This window comes from Actinacidiphila sp. bgisy160 (genome assembly GCF_965342435.1).
GTDB lineage: Bacteria > Actinomycetota > Actinomycetes > Streptomycetales > Streptomycetaceae > Actinacidiphila.
Map to the genome: position 1 here is coordinate 75,116 of NZ_CBDRCM010000030.1, position 15,183 is coordinate 90,298.

Sequence of the window (15,183 nt, forward strand, 5' to 3'; positions counted from 1 at the left end):
CGCGGGGGCATCAGGTCGAGGAGGGGAAACCCTCCCCGAACAACCCGAGCCAGTCACCACCCAGAACCTGCTCCTTCCACGTATCGAACGTCTTTTCGGGAACCTTGTACTTCTCGGCAACCTCGGCACGGGTGGCATGGCCGGAGGTCACGGTCAATACGATCCGCACCTTGTCCACCGCCGACAGCTTCTCCGCGGGCTTGTCCGGCAGGTCAGCGAGCCGCAGACACCCCGCCCCACCCCGCTCCCCCGGTTGCCCGGGCTGCCCTGGCTCGCCGGGCCGGCCCCCCTTGCCACCTGCCCCGCCCTTGCCGCCTTCCCCGCCACGGGCGCAACCCGCCGGAAGACCGGTGACGGCGTCGGCTCCGCGAGCACCATCGGCTCCCGAACTGCCGTCGTGGCGGGTCTGGGCGGCCGAGGATCCTCCGTACGAGCCCTCGAACGAGCAGGCGACGCCGCCGGCGATCGCGGCCGCCGTGACCACCAGGACCAAAGGACGCTTCCATACGCCGTGTGACTTCACTGGATACTCCACATCCGCGGCGGAACCGCGTGAGAAAGGCCCCGGGTCCCGGCCGGCCCGAAGGCCTGAGGCCGGGACCCGGGGTGGAGGGCCCGTATCGCTCGGCGGTGCGGGCCGTCTCCAAGAGGTGTCAGAGGATCGCCAACGGTGCTCAGAAGAAGCTGATCCCGCCGGGGCCACCGACACCGCCGGGGCCACCAGGGCCGAAGACGCTGCCGCCACCGCCGCCGGCCTTTCCGCCGTTGCCGCCATCGCCGAAGACACTGTTCCCGCCGAAGCCTCCGTTGCCGCCGCCACCGCCGGCGCCGAAGACGCTGTCCCCACCGGAGCCCGCGCTGCCGCCGTTACCGGCGTTGCCGAAGACGCTGCCGCCGCCGGAACCACCATTGCCGCCCCTGCCCCCGTTGCCGAAGACGCTTTCGCCACCGCCGCCACCGCCACCGCCGCCACCGCCGGGGCCGAAGACGCTGCCGCCGCCGGAACCACCGGAACCGCCGGCCCCACCGTTGCCGAAGACACTGCCGCCGCCGGAACCACCGGAACCGCCGGCCCCGCCGGGACCGAAGACACTGCTGCCGCCCGCGCCGCCCTCGCCGCCCTTTCCGCCGTCGGTCACCACACCTGCCGTGGCCGTGGTGCTCCTACTCATGTCCACCGTCGCCGCCGAGGCCGGCAGGGCGATGACCCCGGAGATCAAACCGGCCGATGCGAACAGCACCACCGCTCGCAGCCCACGACGCGGGGAACGAACCTGACCGGAAGCCTGAGTTTTGTGAAACATGACCGAACTCCTTAGATGGGAATCGAAATGGGAATGCCAGAGGAATATCCGGACCAGCGACGGGAACACCTGGGTGAGGAATTCCTTCTGCTGGGCTTGCCTCGTATTTCCTGTCCCGCGAGGCCCGCATCTCCAGTAGGCCCGAGCCACGGTGCCGGGTCACGTTCCGACAACACGGGACTTGACGTGGGCGAGAAGAAGGTCCAAAATCACGCGGTCGTGCGGCAGCTCGGTAAGGCCTCGTCGTCACGGCGGATCAGCCGGCGTCGGGGGTGCGCACGGCAAGGAGCCATACCGAGTCCCTCGAGGCGAGTCCGCAACAGATGGCGCGGACCACTGCGGATCACGACGCCTCCCTGCTCGTGAGCCCCAAAGGACCACAGCCGGCGTCGCGCCCCAGGACGGCCGGGAACCCCGGTCACGGCCGGCCGGCTCGTCGCTTCGACACCCGCTGGCCTCGCGGGGACGGACTGTGGCGGCCGTCGCGCCCCGGTGGGGCTTGGCCGGCCACGTGCACGTCAGCCGTCGCCGGCCGGCCCGGGCCTGAAGGACGTGAGCCTCGTGCCGACCGGAGCCGGCTGCGGCCCAGTGACACAAGCACGTCACCGACCGAGACAATAGGAGTACGCCCATGTCCGACCTGCTGCGATCCGTCATCAACGCGCACGGAGGCACGAATCGGTGGCAGGAAGTCGGAGCCATCGACGTCACTTTCAACTTCTGGGGTGCACTGCTCGACCTGAAGGGCTTCCCGGGACACTTCCTCCCCATCGCGTCCATCGACGCGCACACTCCCCGGACAACCTTCCTGCACCTCGACCGCGAGTCCGAGAACCGCTGGATCTTCACCCCCGACCGCGTGTGGATCGAACGCCCCGACGGTTCCGTGGTCGCGGAACGGAACCAGCCCCGCGCCGCATTCGCCGGCCACGTCAGGGAAACACCGTGGGACGAGCTGCACTTGACATACTTCGCCGGCTACGCCGTGTGGAACTACCTGACCATCCCGTTCATTTTCAGCGAACCCGGATTCTCAACACGCGAACTCGAACCCCACACCGAGAACGGCGAGACCTGGCGCCGGCTGGAAGTCACCCACCCCGACCACTTCCCCACACACACCAAGGTCCAGACCTTCTACTTCGGCGAGGACTTCCTTCTCCGGCGGATGGACTACGTCGCCGACGTCGTCAGCGGTGTCGCCGCGCACTACACGTACGACATGAAAACGGTGGAAGGGATCACCTTCCCGCACTTCCGCCGAGTCGTGCGTCGCAGCCCCGACGGACGCGCCCTCATCAGCGGACCCACCTCATTCGTTCTCGACTACACCCAGCTCCACATTCGCAACCGCTGAACCGATCCCCCGACTGCCGACAGGCGCCGCCAAGCGCTGCGTGAGCTGCCGGCAGCGTCGGCACGACGAGCCGGCCCCGGCCTTGTCCTCGATTGGCTTTGTTCACGAGAACCGACAGCACCTGTAAACGATGTGGCGGCACTCAGAGCTCTACAGAAATCGAACGGTTCATGACCTCAGGCAGCACGGGCCCCTGCCGAGAGTTCAGCAGGGGCCCCGCTGCGGAGGACTGCGGAGGACCGGCGCCTGTCCTCCATGAGCGGTATGCCGGCCTGCATCAGCTACCGTGTGCTGCCGGTCTGACGGTACGGCCTCACTTCAGATGCCGGGTGAAGAACCGGGCCGCGGCGTCCCCCGCGAACTGCGGGACGCCGGTGTGCCCGCCCATGTTGGCGTGCAGGGACTTCTCCTTGGAGCTGAAGGCGTCGAACAGGTCCAGGGACGCCTGCCGGTCGTTCCCTTCGTCGTCCCACTGCAGTAGGACGTGCAGCGGAATGGTGACCTGGCGGGCCTCCTCGAACATGGCGCGAGGCACGAGACTCCCGGCGAAGAGACCGGCGGCCACGATGCGCGGCTCGACGACCGCCAGCCGGATGCCGATGGAGATGACTCCCCCCGAGTACCCGACCGGACCGCCGATCTCGGGCAGCGACATGAGGGCGTCCAGGGCGGCCTGCCATTCCGGGACCGCTTTGTCGACCAGCGGGAGGATGAGGGCGTCGACGATCTCGTCGCTGACGGGCTCGCCGGCCTCCATCGCCCGGCGCAGGTCGGCGCGGGCCTGCTCGGCGGCGGGCCATCGGGGCCGGTCGCCGCTTCCCGGGAGCTCGATGGTGGCCGTGGCGAAGCCCCCCGCCGCGGAGTGCCGGGCCCGGTCCACCAGTCGGGGGTACATCTTGCGCAGGCCAAGGGGAGGGTGGCCGAGCAGGATCAGCGGCAGCGGTGCGGATGCGGATGCGGGTGTCCACAGGATGCCGGGGATCTCGCCGAGGGTGAACTCGCGCTCGAGGACGTCGCCGTCGACGCGCTGTTCGGAAGTGAAGTGCATGGTCGTGCCTTTCGGGAGTGCGCTGGAACGGCGCTCCCGGACGACCTGTCTATCGCCCGACCGTGACCCCGGAGGGGAGCACCCATGTCGATACTGCGTTCACGGGTACCACCTCCTCGATCTCTCGCACGGCCTCCGGAAATGTAGCAGTGGTCACCTCGTCCGTGTAACGAAATTTCGTGGAGTCTCCATGGCCGGATGCCGCCGGCTGGGCGCGCGGACCGATCCGGCCGAGGGCATCGGGCGACGCTCGATCCTCGCAATTTTGACTGTTCATTCCGAAAAGGTTAACCTTGCGACATGGCGAGGGTCAGAGAGTTCGACACTGAAGCGGCCGTACATGCCGCCATGGACACTTTCCGCTACAAGGGCTACGAGGGCACCTCGATCCAGGACCTGGTGGAGGCCACCGGAGTGGGCCGGGGATCGTTGTACGCGGCCTTCGGCAGTAAGGAGGGCCTGTACCTGGCGGCCATGGACCGCTATCGCCAGCTGTACGCCGTGCCGCTGATCGACATGCTGCACGCCGGAACGCCGGCGCGCGACCTGCTGCGCGAGGTGCTGGTGTCGACGGTGGACGGCATCGTCCAAGACGGCGCCCGCAAGTCGTGTCTCATCGTGGGCGCCACGACGGACCGCGTCGCCCAGGACCCCAAGGTCGCGGCGCATGTGCGTGCGACGACCTCCTCGATCGAGGACGCCCTGCGCGACGTCATCAGCTCGGCCCAGGCATCGGGTCAGCTGCCCGACACGCGCAACGCCCGCGATCTGGCCCGCTACCTCGTCGTGACGATGCAGGGACTCAAGGTGATGGGTTCCATCAATCCCGACCGCGCCTCACTCATGGCCGTCGCCGAAACAGCTGTCGAGGCCCTGGGCTGACCCCGGCCGGGGCCCTTCCGGCCCACCCGCCATGGACCTTACCGATGTCGGGCAGGTCGGGATCGCGGTGCCACCGGACCAAGAGCTCCGTCACCAGTGGCTGAGCGCGTCGGGTGGGCCATCCCGATGACGCATCAAGGCAACCGGCGCTGTGCTGCGTCCCCGGTCCGGTCAGGACGGCAGCGGGCCCTGCCCCTCCCAATGGGCGAGGGCTGCGCGCGTGGCGACGGTGTTGCTGTGGTTCAAGCCCAGGACGCGCTCCTGGTCGGATAGCAGGCGACGCAGTTCCGCCACCGCGTACGCGGGGTCCCCCGCGGAGCCCCGAAGCTGGGCAAGTTCGTGGCGGGTGGTCATGGTCTCGGGGTGAATCGCACCGAACCGCGAGAGCTGGCCGGCGAGAACGGCCTGCAGCTCGGTCACAGCCGCCTGGGTATCGCCAAGCAGGGCATGGAGTTCCGCGAGCCGCCCGCGAGTGACCAGTGTGTCCCGGTGGTCGGGCCCGAACATGCGCAACCGTTCCGGCAGAAGCGTCTCCAGCTCCGCCACGGCGCCGGCGATGTCACCGGCTTCAGCGATCCAGTGGGCCAGGTTGTGCCTGGCGACCGACACGTCGCGATGGCCGGCACCGAGGGTCCGCACCATGTCGTCCACAACCTCCCGCAGCGCGACTGCTGCCGCGTGCGGGTCCCCCGCGTCACCCAGCCAGAACGCCAGATTGCCACGAATCTGCAAGGTGTCCCTGTGGTCGGCACCGAGGGTCCGCACCACCGCCGGGAGGAGAGCACGGAGCCTGGCAATCGCACCCAAGGTGTCCCCGGCCTTCGCCTGCCAGTACGCCTGCTGGTCGGCGATCTCGAAGCCGACTGGATCATCCGGGCCGAACCTACGCGTCCAGTCCTCCAGTACCGTGCGAAGTTCGCGCGCCGCGGAACCGGGGTCGCCCGCCAGACCGCGCTGATAGCCGAGTGTGCGGCGGGCCGAAAGGGTGATCTGATGGTCCGGCGCCAGTAGCCGGGACGCATCGGCGACTACCGCCTCTCCCAGCGCGACCGCCTCGTCGAGGTCCCCGGCGTCGCCAAGTTGGTCGACAAGCCGACCACAGATGACAAACGTGTCCGAATGGTCACTGCCGAGTCGCCGGCCGGCCTCATCGGCGAGACGGCGAGTGAAGTCGATGCCCGTGGTCAGCATCGCCGCGTCAGCCAGGCTCCGAATCGTTCTCAGAAGTACCGGATGCGCACCCTCGTGCTCCTCCCAAAGTGCGTCAGGGACCGTGTCGTGGATGGCAGTGGCGTTGGACCGCAGCAGTTGCGCCTCCGTGCCGCGATCGTTCTCAGGCCAGACCTCCACGAGCGCCGTGGCAGCCGCCCTCGCCGTGGCGGTGAGCTGGTCCTCCGACAAGGCCTCGCGAGCGACGCGCTGGACGAGCGCGTGCACCCGCACCAGCGCCACCTGGTGCGTGACAAGGCTGAAGCGGTGCAGGATACGCAGTGCGTCCCGGACATCCGAACCGGCAAGCAAAGCGTCAGCCCCGGAAAGTCCCCTGCCGACGAACGCAACGGTGCTGCTGGTGGTGAACGCTGCCTCCGGGATCCCATTCGGGTCGAGGACCGCGCTCAGGGCCAAGACGCGCCTGGCCAGGCCGACAGGGGCGGAGCGGTCGGCGGCCTCCATCGACAGCGCCCAGGTCGTGGCAACCGTGTGAGTGGTGCCGTCGAACAGTGCCGCTTCGTCAGGGAAGAGGCCGCCAAGTCTACGACTGCGGTCAGCGAAGCGGCGACGGTAGGCCGCACATGTCAGATCCTGGTCGAGCATATACGCCGCCGCGTGCCCGAGCGCCAGCGGAAGGAGCCCGAGGTCCTCGGCAACCCCCTCGGCGTCATCAGCAAGTTGCTCAGGAAGCCGCGCCGTCAGATAGCCAACCGCTTCCCGTTCAGTGAACACCCCAACCTCCAGTAGTTCTCGGCCGGCCTGAAGCGTGGCATCCCGGCGCCTGGAGGTGACGACCGTGCAGCCACCGTGCCGGTCGGGCGGCCAGAGCCCTCGGACGGCGGTCGCGTCGTGCACATTGTCCAAGATGATCAACCAACGCCCCGCCTCCTCTGCCAGCCAGACCAGGAAGCGGGAGGCTGCCTGTTCGGCATCATCGTCGTCGAGCCCGAGTACCAGATCACGAGCTGCCTGCGCGTAGGTGCTCACGACGGCGTCCCGGCTGTCAGCGGCAATCCACAACAGCATGTCCACGTCCCCGGTGCTCCACCGGCGCCGGGCGAATTCGGCGGCGAGCTGAGTCTTGCCGACCCCGCCCATCCCGGACAGCACCGCCGTGCCCTGCCTCGCGAGGGTGCGCTCGAGCTCCGTGAGAGCCCGGCGTTCCTGAAACGCCTCCGCCCGGCGCGGCAGTCCAGCCCCCACCCGATGGGGGAAGGACACCGGCAGGCGCGGTGCAGGATGCACATGAAGTGCGTCGATCCTCCCGGCCGCAACCGAGCCGTCCCGTGCTTCGATCCTCAGGTCGCCGCTCACTGCGGCAGCGCACGCACCATCGTCGACCCCGTGCGCGGGTGGGCTCGGGTGAGCCGGTCCGTTCAGCCCTGGGACGGATCCGGCGCGGGAGGGCGGCTGATGCTCACACCCCCATGGATCACCGAGGCGGCAACCGAACCGCCCTCCGCCTGGATGGTGATGTCACGTCCCGCCGCAACATGGCCTGTCACGGTCCGTGCAGCTGCGTGCTCGTGCAGGAGGTCCCTCAACTCAGCGGCAAGCCGTTGCCGCTCCTCACCATCCGCGCGCTCCAGTACGTCCCGGAAGCGGTCCTGCCAGAAGGCGATCTGGCGGCTCCTCACCCGTGCCGGCTCGTCATGTGCGCTTTCGGCCCCCACGAGGAGTGCGGTTTGTTCGAGTCGTTCGCACTCGGCCTGCTGTCGCCCGCCGTCGCCGCGACCGAACCACCGGGCCACGGCGTGTCGCAGCGTGCCCCACGCGTCCGTGCCGGCGGCGGCCACCACGGCCGCACTGCCGGCAGCGGCAAGCGCCTCCAATTCCGGCCCCATGGGCGTGCCCCCTCGCTACGTGTCCCCTTGATCGCCGCACGTACCGAATAATCCTCTCAAATACCTTTCACGCCCATCAAGGCCAGAGGGACCGCAATGAACTGCGCCGGCCAGCCGAGGCCGGAATGGACATGAGCCGCTGCCGCACCATCGAGTTCCTGGTATCGCGGGCGAAGTTGTGTCCCCGCACCACTCAGCCCGGAGCCAAGAACATCGCGGGCCCGGCCGGGCAGGGCAACACACCCGGCCCAAGGACGCGCTCGGCTGGCGTTGCGTCCTTGGAAGTGGTGTACGGGTTCCTTCCGGATGCCGGCCACCGGCACCGCGTCATGGACCGACGGCGCGTGGGTGGTGGCCTCCACACCCATGGATTGCGGACGCTCCTAGGAAGCGGCCAAACGCAGCAAGGGCGAGGCCCGCGGCGCCCCGTCGGTGAGTCCGTCGAGGTGGCGCGACGGCATCTGCGGCCCTGGTGCCGGTGCGTGCCGCGTTCATCCTCGTGCGGCTTGGCGAGGGTTCCACCGCCGGCGCACGACCCTCCGAATCAACAAAAGCCTGGCCTGATGGCGCGGTGCTCGCCCATGTCGCCACACCCGCGTCACGGAGTCCGGCTGCCGTGCCCGCCAGGCTGACCGGTGAGGGTTCCCTCGAACCGGCGGTGTCACGTCGACTGGCGTACCACCAGTCGCGTCGGCAGGACGACTTCTCGCCGGCCCGTGCCACGTTGCGCGATCTCATCCAGCAGCAGGCTCGCCATGGTGTGGCCCATCTCCTCGATCGGCTGGCGCACGCTGGTCAGCGGGGGCTCGGTGTGCCGGGCCACGATCGAGTCGTCAAACCCAATGACGGCGACGTCGTCGGGTATCCGCCGGCCTGCGGCCCGAAGCGCGAGCATGGCGCCGGAGGCCGTCACATCGGAGGCGGCGAACACGGCGTCGAGGTGGCCGCGTCTTTCCAGTAGTTCACGCATGGCCGCCTGCCCGCCTTCTTCGGTGAAGTCACCGGTCGCGATCAGTCCCTCGTCGACCGTGATGCCTGCGGTCTGCAAGGCCTCGCGGTAGCCGTCGAGGCGGGCCTGGGCGACGTCCATGTCGAGTGGTCCCGTGATGGTGGCGATGCTTCGCCGGTTCCCATCCAGCAGATGCCGGACGGCCGCTCGGGCGCCGCCTTGATTGTCGGCCTGTACATGTCCCAAGGGTTCCGCAGGGCCGCGACGTCCGGCCAGGACGGTGGGGATGGCCAGTTCTGACAGCAGGTCGGGGAGAGTGTCGTCGCGGTGAACCGCCACCATCAAAACGCCGTCCACGCGCTGTTCGGTCAGATACGTGGCGAGGCGGGCTCGCTCGCTCTCGTCGCGTACGAGCAGCAGGAGCAACTGCATGTCGGTGCCCGCGAGACCTGAGGTCACGCCGCGGATGATGGCTGAGAAGTACGGCTCCGAGAAGAGCCGGGTCTCTGTCTCAGGGACGACCAGGGCGACCGAATCGGTGCGACGGGTGACAAGCGAGCGGGCCGTGCGGTTGGGAATGTAGCCGAGTTCGGCGATCGCTCGCTGGACGGCAGCGCGGGAGCGGTCGCTCACCTGGGGGGAGCCGTTGATCACCCGGGAGACCGTGCCGCGGCCCACACCGGCGCGAGCGGCTACCGCCTCAAGCGTCGGACGCCTGGCACGGGTGGTCTCGGGTGGCTGTGCGGCAGGACTCATCTTTACCTTCCGGCGTTTCGCATGGACTGCTTCATTGTGACCCCTGAAACCTCGTGGTTCGCCCCCGGCACCGTCAGGTAGGCCGAGTCATCGCGGTAAACAGGTCGTGACCTGCGGGTTTCCGGTGGTGGCCAGCCAGGAGCCGGACACATCGGCGTGACGTGTGGGACACGCTTAGGCAACGACGCTGCTTTCAACTCTTGACATCTGGGCTCCCACGAAGGAGTCTTCCGGCATGCCGCGTGGGAGCGGTCCCACGGATGGTCGGGGGCGTCTCGCGCGGCCTCGAAGAACCGAAGGCCTGTCCCTACGATCGCGCATCGAAGGCGACGTGACCAGCACTTTTGCATCACACGCCTTGCCGTGATGCTGGCCACTGCTCGACCCGAAAGGGACAGGTGCGGACCGTCGACCGCTGGCGGCCCGGATCCTTAGGTCCGTTCCCCACTGGAACAAGGAGTAGTGGAATGCGCATAACTGGCACCGGCGGCGGTCGCGGCCGCAAAGTGGCGGCCCTGACCACGTCGGTCGTGGCGGCCTCGGCAGTACTGCTTACGGGATGCGGCAGTGACGGCGGCGATTCGGACGCGTCCGGCTCCGACGGCAGCATCACCCTCACCGTGGCTGACTACGGACAGTTCGGCTACAAGGAAGCCGGTCTGTTCGACCAGTACCACAAGCTCCACCCGAACATCACGGTCAAGGAAGAGGTCACTGCCAACGAGCAGGACTACTACCCGAAGCTTCTTCAGCAGCTGAACACCGGTAGCGGTCTCGGGGACGTGACCGGCATCGAGGTCGGCCGCATCAAGGAGGTCGTCGACACCCAGGCCGACAAGTTCGCCGACCTGAGCAAGTCGATCGACGTGAACGACTGGGTGTCCTGGAAGGAGAAGCAGGCCACCACGAAGGACGGTGCGGTCATCGGCGCCGGCACGGACATCGGTCCGATGTCGCTGTGCTACCGCAAGGACCTCTTCGAGCAGGCCGGCCTGCCGAGCGACCGCGAGGACGTCGCCAAGGCCGTCGCGGGCGGCTGGGAGGACTACCTCAAGCTCGGTGAGCAGTACAAGGCGAAGGCGCCCAAGGGGACCTTCTTCATGGACTCCGCGAGCGCGATGTACAACGCGGTCGTCAGCTCGGACGCCAAGCAGTACTACGACGCCGCCGGCAAGCCGGTCTACAAGGACAGCCCGGCCGTGCAGCAGGGCTGGGACCTGGCCGCCGAGGCCGCGCAGAAGAAGCTGACCCAGGGCCTGCCGCAGTTCACCGACGCCTGGACCGCCGCGCTGCGCAAGGGCTCCGTCGCCACCGTGGCGTGCCCCGCGTGGATGGCCAACCAGATCTCCAACAACTCCGGCGAGGCCTACAAGGGCAAGTGGGACATCTCCCGCGCGCCCGGTTCCACCGCGGCCAACTGGGGTGGCTCCTTCCTGGCCGTCCCCAAGGGCGGCAAGCACGTCAAGGAGGCCACCGACCTCGTCAAGTGGCTGACGGCCCCCGAGCAGCAGGCCGCTGTGTTCAAGGCGGCCGGTATCTTCCCGTCCAACCAGGGCGCCTACGAGCTCCCCGACGTGAAGAACGCGACGCTGGAGTACTTCAGCGGCGCGCCGATCGGCCAGATCTACGCCGAGGAGGCCAAGACCATCCCCGAGGCCGTGCTCGGCCCGAAGGACGGCGTGATCAAGGACGCGATCTCCAACCAGATCAACAACATGGAGCAGCGGGGCACCAAGCCCGCCGACGCGTGGAAGGCTGCGACGGAGACGATCGACAAGGCGATCGGCTGACGCACTCCGGTGCGGGCGGGGCCCTGACCGCCGCCCGCACCGGACCCGCCGCGCCGGCTCGGCTCGTCCGGGCCGGTACGGCGGGTCCGGGCCAGGCAAGGTCCTGACCACGGCGGCCACCCGGCTCCGTGGCGCGCTGAGCGCGGCGGCGCCTTCCGGCGCCGTCCCCGCACCGCCCCGGATCCTCCGGCCGCCGACCACTGCCGGTCCCGGCGCTGGATCCGGTCGCCGCAGGTGAGCGACGACGGGGCCGGTTGTCCGGCGGCTGCCAGGCCCTGCCTCGCACGTACCTCACGGCCGGCGCGCGAGGCGAGCCGTTACCGTACCGACTTTGGGGCGTGAGGGGACCGGCATCCGGCCCTGCGCATCACGTCTTCGGTCCCGTCCTCACCCGGCCGAATCCCAGACAAGGACCTCCTCCGTGGCAACAACAACCCCCACCCGCGACGCCTACGGCCCGCCGTCCGGCGGCTCCGGATCCGCGTCGAACGGACGTCGGCGGGCGTGGCGAAGCCGGCTGTGGCGCTTCGACGACATGGCGTCGCCCTACGCGTACATCGCCCCCTTCTTCCTCATCTTCGGCGCCTTCGGTCTCTACCCGCTCATCTACACCGGGTGGATAGCCCTGCACCGGGTCGAGTTGACGGGTCTCAACCAGTCGGAGTGGGTCGGCTTCGACAACTTCGCCAAGATCCTCCAGGACTCCGAGTTCTGGACGTCGGTCTCCAACACCTTCGTGATCGGCGTCATCTCCACGGTTCCGCAGCTGCTCGTCGCGCTGGGCCTCGCGCACCTGCTCAACTACAAGCTGCGTGCCAGCACCTTCTGGCGGACCGTGATCCTCACCCCCTACGCCACCTCGGTCGCGACCGCCGCGCTGGTTTTCGCGCTGGTCTTCCGAGCCGACGGCGGCCTGCTCAACTGGGTGCTGCACTTCTTCGGCGCCGGCAACACCGACTGGGGCAACGGTCACTGGACGTCCAAGATCGCCATCTCGGTCATCGTGATCTGGCGCTGGACCGGCTACAACGCGCTCATCTACCTCGCCGCCATGCAGGCGGTGCCGACCGATCTGTACGAGGCCGCCTCGATCGACGGGGCCTCGCGGTGGCAGCAGTTCCGCAAGGTGACCATTCCCTCGCTGCGGCCGACGATCCTGTTCACGATCGTCATCTCCACGATCGGCTCCATGCAGCTGTTCGGCGAGCCTCTGCTGCTGCAGGGCGGAACCCTCGGATCCACCGGTGGCAGTGAGCACCAGTACGAGACCCTCAGCATCTATCTCTACAACTACGGCTGGAAGCTCGGACACCTGGGCCCCGCCGCGGCCGTGGCCTGGGCGATGCTCGTCCTGCTGCTGCTCATAGCCCTGATCAACTGGATCGTCAGCCGGTTCGTGCGCAAGAGCGCGGCCTGACGGGAGCGAATTCGATGACCACGACCAGTCCCACCAGCACCGCACCGAACCTCGCTCCCACAGGGCGGACCGAGACCCAGGGCAAGGGGCGCAACCGCCTGAAGCTCGGCGCCGGCCAGCAGCTCAAGGGCGGCCCACTGACCTACGCGGCCCTCGTCATCGTCGGCCTGGGGTCGATCTTCCCCCTGTACTGGACCCTGGTGGCCGCCTCGCATGATCAGCAGCGGGTGCTCGACACCCCGCCGCCGCTCGTGCCGGGCGGCCGACTGTGGAGCAACCTCCAGTCGGCCTGGGAACAGGCGAACCTCGGCAAAGCCATCGTCAACAGCGTCATCGTCGCCGGCAGCATCACGATCGCGACGCTGTTCTTCTGTACGCTCGCCGGCTACGCCTTCGCCAAGATGCGCTTCCGCGGGCGCGGCTTCCTGATGACGGCAGTCATCGCCACCCTCACCATCCCGCCGCAGCTCAGTGTCGTCCCGCTCTTCAAGTTGATGGCGGACATCGGCTGGGGCGGGCAGCTGGAGTCGGTGATCTTCCCGACCCTGGTCGGCGCCTTCGGTGTCTTCTTCATGCGCCAGTACCTCCTCGAGGCCCTGCCGTACGAGCTGGTCGAGGCGGCCAAGGTGGACGGCGCGAACAACCTCAGGATCGTCTGGAGCGTGGTCCTGCCCGTGGCGCGGCCCGCGATGATGGTGCTGGGCATGCTCACCTTCGTGCAGGCGTGGAACGACTTCTTCTGGCCCTTCCTCGCCCTGAACCAGACGAACCCCACCATCCAGGTGGCCCTCGGCCAGCTCAGTGCCTCCTACACCCCCGACCAGAGCATCGTCATGGCGGGCGCCCTGATCAGCACCGTGCCGCTGCTGCTGGTGTTCGTCATCTTCGGCAAGCAGATCGTCGGGGGCATCATGGCGGGCGCCGTGAAGGGCTGACCCCGCCCGCGCCGGGAGGGCTTCCCGTCCACCGGTCCGTACACCGTGCGGCCGGTACCGGACGGGCACCCGCCCCCGCGGCCCACATCCTTCTTCCGTGCCGGACCACGCTGTCCGGCCTGTTCACCGATCCTTTTGGAGCGTCCTCAGCATGACCGCCGTACGACCCGAGGCGAGCGCTCGGCCGGCCTCGGCCACTTCCTTCCCGCAGGACTTCATCTGGGGGGCGGCCACCGCCGCGTACCAGGTGGAGGGAGCCGCCGCCGAAGACGGCCGCACCCCGTCGATCTGGGACACCTTCAGCCACACCCCCGGCAAGGTGCGCAACGGCGACACCGGCGACATCGCCGCCGACCACTACCACCTCTACCGCGACGACGTGGCCCTGATGAAGGACCTCGGCCTGGGGGCGTACCGGTTCTCCGTCTCGTGGTCCCGGGTCCAGCCCACGGGGCGCGGGCCTGCCGTCGAGCGGGGCCTGGACTTCTACCGCCGGCTCACCGACGAACTGCTGGAGGCCGGCATCACCCCCGTCGCCACCCTCTACCACTGGGACCTGCCCCAGGAGCTGGAGGACGCGGGCGGCTGGCCGGACCGTGACACCGCCTACCGATTCGCCGAGTACGCCGACATCATGGCCCGCGCGCTCGGTGACCGGGTCGGCGTGTGGACCACGCTGAACGAGCCTTGGTGCTCGGCGTTCCTCGGCTACGGCTCCGGAGTGCACGCACCGGGCCGCACGGACCCGGCCGCCACCCTGCGCGCCGCCCACCACCTCAACCTGGGCCACGGCCTCGCGATCGGGGCACTGCGCGCGGCTCTGCCGGCATCCGCCCAGACCTCCATCACGCTCAACCTGCACCAGGTGCGCCCCCTCACCGACCGGGCCGAGGACGTCGATGCCGCCCGCCGTATCGACGCGGTCGGCAACCGGGTCTTCACCGGCCCGATCCTCGACGGCGCCTACCCCGAGGACCTGCGCCAGGACACCGCGCACATCGTCGACTGGGACAGTCTGGTGCACGACGGCGACCTGGCCGAGATCTCCCGGCCCATCGATGTGCTCGGCGTCAACTACTACTCGCCGACCGTCGTCTCGCTGCCCGCCGACGGCGCCGGCAACACCAAGAACGACGGCCACGGTGCGAGCGACCACTCGCCGTGGACCGGCTCCGAGCACATCGCGTTCCACCTCGCCAACGACAATGTGACGGCGATGAACTGGGCCATCGACCCCAAGGGACTGCACACCCTGCTGACCGACCTGGCGAAGTCGCACCCCGAGCTGCCGCTCATGGTCACCGAGAACGGCGCCGCCTTCGACGACTACATCTCGCCCGAGGGCGTGGTGAACGACCCGCAGCGGATCGCCTACCTCCACGCCCACCTGGACGCCGTACGTCAAGCCATCGCCGATGGCGCGGACGTCCGCGGCTACTTCCTGTGGTCGCTCCTCGACAACTTCGAGTGGTCCTACGGCTACTCGAAGCGCTTCGGCACGGTTTACGTCGACTACTCGACGCAGCGCCGTATCCCGAAGGCGAGTGCCCACTGGTACGCGGACGTGATCCGAAAGAACGCGCTGCCCACTGCCGGCGAGTAGAACAACAGCTGAATGTCCGGCCGACGAGGCGCCGTCACGTCAGTGGCGGCGCCTCGTCGGGGGGGGGGGGGGGAGCAAGGTCGAAG

At 68.7% G+C, this 15,183-nt stretch carries 12 protein-coding genes; 6 read left to right on the forward strand and 6 right to left on the reverse strand.

Features of this window, described 5'->3' with window-relative positions:
• Nucleotides 1-10 precede the first annotated feature (10 nt).
• On the reverse strand, nt 11-484 hold the full coding sequence (locus ACRWNP_RS23020) for a DUF1153 domain-containing protein (RefSeq protein WP_431964292.1): 474 nt from the start codon (nt 482-484) through the stop codon (nt 11-13).
• A gap of 190 nt (nt 485-674) precedes the next feature.
• Nucleotides 675-1,373: a hypothetical protein gene (locus tag ACRWNP_RS23025; RefSeq protein ID WP_431964268.1), complete on the reverse strand. Its 699-nt coding sequence runs from the start codon at nt 1,371-1,373 to the stop codon at nt 675-677.
• Between the two features lie 562 nt (nt 1,374-1,935).
• On the opposite strand from ACRWNP_RS23025, the gene ACRWNP_RS23030 reads away from it, so the two are divergent.
• Entirely contained in the window at nt 1,936-2,661 is a 726-nt protein-coding gene (locus ACRWNP_RS23030; protein WP_431964270.1) for a hypothetical protein, read from the forward strand.
• A 313-nt stretch (nt 2,662-2,974) separates the two neighbouring features.
• Here ACRWNP_RS23030 and ACRWNP_RS23035 read toward each other — a convergent pair whose 3' ends face one another.
• On the reverse strand, nt 2,975-3,709 hold the full coding sequence (locus ACRWNP_RS23035; RefSeq protein WP_431964272.1) for an alpha/beta hydrolase: 735 nt from the start codon (nt 3,707-3,709) through the stop codon (nt 2,975-2,977).
• 300 nt (nt 3,710-4,009) lie between these two features.
• Between ACRWNP_RS23035 and ACRWNP_RS23040 the strand changes: the two genes are divergently transcribed.
• The gene (locus tag ACRWNP_RS23040) at nt 4,010-4,591 is read left to right on the forward strand and encodes a TetR/AcrR family transcriptional regulator (RefSeq protein ID WP_431964274.1); all 582 of its coding nucleotides are present in this window, start codon (nt 4,010-4,012) and stop codon (nt 4,589-4,591) included.
• Between the two features lie 171 nt (nt 4,592-4,762).
• Here ACRWNP_RS23040 and fxsT read toward each other — a convergent pair whose 3' ends face one another.
• The 3 genes from fxsT to ACRWNP_RS23055 form a co-directional block, all read right to left on the reverse strand.
• The gene (gene fxsT / locus ACRWNP_RS23045; protein ID WP_431964276.1) at nt 4,763-7,117 is read right to left on the reverse strand and encodes an FxSxx-COOH system tetratricopeptide repeat protein; all 2,355 of its coding nucleotides are present in this window, start codon (nt 7,115-7,117) and stop codon (nt 4,763-4,765) included.
• A gap of 62 nt (nt 7,118-7,179) precedes the next feature.
• The gene (locus ACRWNP_RS23050; protein WP_431964278.1) at nt 7,180-7,647 is read right to left on the reverse strand and encodes a hypothetical protein; all 468 of its coding nucleotides are present in this window, start codon (nt 7,645-7,647) and stop codon (nt 7,180-7,182) included.
• A 661-nt stretch (nt 7,648-8,308) separates the two neighbouring features.
• Nucleotides 8,309-9,352 carry a LacI family DNA-binding transcriptional regulator gene (locus ACRWNP_RS23055; protein ID WP_431964280.1) on the reverse strand — a complete coding sequence of 348 codons (1,044 nt, stop codon included), beginning with the start codon at nt 9,350-9,352 and terminating at the stop codon, nt 8,309-8,311.
• Between the two features lie 467 nt (nt 9,353-9,819).
• Here ACRWNP_RS23055 and ACRWNP_RS23060 point away from each other — a divergent pair, with 467 nt between their 5' ends.
• The 4 genes from ACRWNP_RS23060 to ACRWNP_RS23075 all read left to right on the forward strand — a co-directional run bounded on the left by ACRWNP_RS23060 (nt 9,820) and on the right by ACRWNP_RS23075 (nt 15,097).
• The gene (locus ACRWNP_RS23060; protein ID WP_431964282.1) at nt 9,820-11,142 is read left to right on the forward strand and encodes an ABC transporter substrate-binding protein; all 1,323 of its coding nucleotides are present in this window, start codon (nt 9,820-9,822) and stop codon (nt 11,140-11,142) included.
• Nucleotides 11,143-11,563: 421 nt separating this feature from the next.
• Complete coding sequence (locus tag ACRWNP_RS23065) at nt 11,564-12,559, forward strand: carbohydrate ABC transporter permease (RefSeq protein ID WP_431964284.1); 996 nt, start codon at nt 11,564-11,566, stop codon at nt 12,557-12,559.
• A 14-nt stretch (nt 12,560-12,573) separates the two neighbouring features.
• Nucleotides 12,574-13,494: a carbohydrate ABC transporter permease gene (locus ACRWNP_RS23070; protein WP_431964286.1), complete on the forward strand. Its 921-nt coding sequence runs from the start codon at nt 12,574-12,576 to the stop codon at nt 13,492-13,494.
• A 151-nt stretch (nt 13,495-13,645) separates the two neighbouring features.
• A complete protein-coding gene (locus ACRWNP_RS23075; protein WP_431964288.1) occupies nt 13,646-15,097 on the forward strand; it encodes a GH1 family beta-glucosidase in 1,452 nt (483 codons plus the stop codon).
• The last annotated feature ends 86 nt before the right edge of the window (nt 15,098-15,183 follow it).